Raw genomic sequence first — 2,491 nt, forward strand, 5'->3', positions numbered from 1 at the left:
GCCGTGCGGTGCCCAGCGCGAAGGCCTCGGGGGCGGCGAAGCGGCGCTCCCAGCCCGTCTTCGTCGTGGTGTCGCGCAGCTGCGCGGCGAACTTCTCCATGCCGGAGAAGCCGAAGTTGACGTCGAAGTGGTTGCCCAGCACGGGCCCGGTGAGCCGGGAGACCGTGGCGGCGATCGCCGCGTCCAGGTCCGGCTCGCCGGCGGGCTTGCCGGTGGTCACCACCATCTGGTGGCGGCCCTTCTTGTGTCCCGACCAGGCGGCGCCGAACTCCTCGCGGCCGATCTCGTACGGGGCGGAGGCGCCGTTCGCCCCGTCCTCGACGTAGTAGGTGTCGCCCTCGTGGCCGACCACGACCACCACGTACGGATCGGCGGCGTCCAGTTCCGCCACCGGGGAGGGCCCGTGCCAGGGCAGCCCGGACCGGTTCACGGTGCAGAACACCGGCGCGCCCGCGTCGAGCGCGGCCTCGACCCGGTTCCAGCGCGGCTTGGCGCTGCGGGTGGCCTCGTACGGGATGTGCAGGCGGCCGAGGGCGACCTGGACCCAGGGGTCGGGGTGGGCCTGGGCGACGATCGTCGGCATCGGCGGCCGGCCGGCGTACTCGAACACGAAGTACATGAAGCCGATGCCGCCCGCCAGGCCCGCGACCAGCGCCTCGTCGTGCACGCTGCCGAGCGCGTGCCGGATCAGCGAGGCCTCGCGGTGGCGTCCGGGGGCGAAGTCTTCATATACGAGCGCAGTCATGCGGTCAGCGTAGCCGCGCCGCGGACCGCCGGCCGCGACGGGACTTCCTGTACAGTTGTCCAGGAAGTCGGAGGGGCCGCCCTCCGCTCGCCCCGCATCCAGGGAGGTGGCCGTGCACACGGTCGCAACGATCCTCATCGGCCTCGTCGCCGCGCTCCACGCCTACATCCTGGTTCTGGAGATGTTCCTGTGGCAGCGGCCGCCCGGCCGGGCCCTGCACGGCTTCGACGCCGACACCGCCCGCCTGACCGCCCCGCTCGCCGCCAACCAGGGGCTCTACAACGGGTTCCTGGCCGCCGGCCTGGTCTGGTCGCTGGTGATCGACTCGCTCGCCACGCAGATCTTCTTCCTCGTCTGCGTGATCGTCGCCGGGGTGTACGGGGCCGCGACCGCCAACCGCCGCATCCTGATCGCCCAGGCCCTGCCCGGCGCCCTCGCCCTGGGCGCGGCGCTGCTCGCCGCGTGACGTCCGGGGAAGCCTCCGGGGTACCGTCCGGCGTGCCGGAGGCGGGGCCGCCCGCCGGCCCGCCCGCGGGGCCGCGTACCGATCCGCGTACCGCCCGCACCAAGGCGCGACTGCGCGAGAGCCTGCTCGCGGAGTGCGCGGAGCGGCCGCTCGCCGAGGTCGGTGTCTCCGCGGTGGTCCGCCGGGCGGGGGTCGGCCGCGCCACCTTCTACCTGCACTACGAGGACCTCACCGCGCTCGCGGTGGACGCGTGCGCCGATGTCGTGCACGCGGCCGTGGACGCCCTGCACGCCTGGCAGCACGACTCCCCCGCGCTCCCGCCGGCCCGTCCGCCGGCCGCGCTGGCCGAGTTCCTCGCCGAAGCGGCCGACCGGTCCCCGCTCTACCGGACCCTGCTCCTGCCGGGCGGCGGGGGTCCGCTCGGCGAGCGCCTGTACCGGGAGCTGCGCGCCCGCAGCCGTGCCGAACGCGCGGCGGTGGGCGCTCCCCGTCCGGAGCTGGTCGGCTCGGCGGTGGCCGCCACGTTCACCGCCGTGCTCGCGGACTGGCTGCACGGCGATCTCCCCGGCGACCTCGCGGACCCGGCCGGGCTGGCGGAGCGCATCTGGCTCCTCCTGGTCGCCCTGCACCGGGCGGGTTAGGCCGTCTCTTCCGGATCTTGCCGGTCAGCTCTGCCCCTCACACGGCCGGTCATCAGCCCTGCCCCCCCTCACCCGGCCGGTCAGCCCTGCTCCCCCTCCGCGCCCAGACCTGCCTCGGACATCACCCGGGCGACGGTGTCCTCCAGGGACTCCCCGGCCCCGACGACGCTCTCCCAGTCCCCGGGCAGCAGGTCGAGCGGCCGGTACCACTCGCGCAGCTCCGCCTCGCCGAACTCGGCGGCCTGGGGCTTGCCCGCGTGCCGGCGCACGGTCTCCTCGAAGGGCACGTCGAGGTAGTAGAAGTGCGTCCGCCCCCGGTGGGCCATGCGCAGGGCCTCGAGCATGGGCCCGTAGCGGTCCGCGTAGAGGATCCCCTCGACGATCACGTGGAAGCCGTGGTCCAACGCGTAGCGCGCCACGCTGCCGATGAGCCCGATGTTCGCGGCGCCGGGCGTGTCCCGCTCCCACAGGACGTTCCTCCGCAGATTGTCCTGGCCCACGAGCGCGACGCCCCGGCCGTGGCGGTCGCGGATCGCCTGGGCGACCGAGGACTTGCCGGAGGCGGAGTTGCCGCGCAGCACGATCAGCCGGGTGTCCGGCGTGCCCGTCATCATCCGGTTCACGCTACCTTCCTCCACC

General features: G+C 74.4%; 4 protein-coding genes. 2 read left to right on the forward strand and 2 right to left on the reverse strand.

The genetic code is table 11. The annotated features are described in order from the left end of the window. A partial coding sequence (locus ACWGDE_RS38140) for a BtrH N-terminal domain-containing protein (protein WP_453393675.1) occupies window positions 1-745 on the reverse strand: 745 nt, incomplete at its 3' end. Window positions 746-857: 112 nt separating this feature from the next. Here ACWGDE_RS38140 and ACWGDE_RS38145 point away from each other — a divergent pair. Then, window positions 858-1,211: a DUF1304 domain-containing protein gene (locus ACWGDE_RS38145; protein WP_371614441.1), complete on the forward strand. Its 354-nt coding sequence runs from the start codon at window positions 858-860 to the stop codon at window positions 1,209-1,211. Window positions 1,212-1,243: 32 nt separating this feature from the next. Then, window positions 1,244-1,852: a TetR/AcrR family transcriptional regulator gene (locus ACWGDE_RS38150; RefSeq protein WP_453393676.1), complete on the forward strand. Its 609-nt coding sequence runs from the start codon at window positions 1,244-1,246 to the stop codon at window positions 1,850-1,852. 80 nt (window positions 1,853-1,932) lie between these two features. Here the strand turns inward: ACWGDE_RS38150 and ACWGDE_RS38155 are convergent, their stop codons facing one another. Next, window positions 1,933-2,463 (reverse strand): kinase, encoded by a 531-nt coding sequence (locus ACWGDE_RS38155; RefSeq protein ID WP_453393677.1) that lies wholly within the window; start codon window positions 2,461-2,463, stop codon window positions 1,933-1,935. Window positions 2,464-2,491 lie beyond the last annotated feature (28 nt).

It is taken from the genome of Streptomyces sp. NPDC054956, assembly GCF_053609185.1.